General features: G+C 48.5%; 1 protein-coding gene. It reads right to left on the bottom strand.

All coding sequences use genetic code 11. The annotated features are described in order from the left end of the window. The coding region (locus KDM89_RS19635; RefSeq protein ID WP_212689575.1) for an NAD(P)/FAD-dependent oxidoreductase at positions 1–485 on the bottom strand (485 nt) is incomplete at both ends.

The raw sequence follows: 485 nt of genomic DNA, 5'->3' as shown, positions 1-485 counted from the left end.
CTATACAAGGCCAGCAGCAGGGTTTTATCTGGCAAATTTGCAGCATACCACCAGCCATGCTGCACAGCTTCGAGATGTGTCAGGCCATTTTTTTCAAGCTGTGCATCCTTGATGGCAAACCGCCTTGCTAAGCAAATCAACGCCTCTGCCCTAAGTTTCTGAATACCGCATTTGCGCACGAACACGGCGCGTGATCCACTCGCATCAATCACAAAATCAGCATAGATCTGGCTGTGACCAGATATACCAGCAGTGTGCGTTGCTAAATGCAGTTCATAAGCTGAGGATGCTGTAGTTACCACCTCTTTGAGCATAGTATTGATGCGCAAATCTACGCCACGCATTTGTGCCTGCCTTGCTAAAAACTGATTGAATTTGCGTCTGTCTAAATGCCAGCCATGTCCGAGCGGGTTCAATAAATGATCGTTATAGCCGCGCTTCTCACTCCCCCAATAGGAACAACTGCCATAGCAAGGAGCATGCCC

It is taken from the genome of Cognatundibacterium luofuense (genome assembly GCF_018139685.1).
Taxonomy (GTDB): domain Bacteria; phylum Pseudomonadota; class Gammaproteobacteria; order Burkholderiales; family Burkholderiaceae_D; genus Undibacterium; species Undibacterium luofuense.
This window is presented reverse-complemented; position numbering and strand designations above follow the sequence as displayed.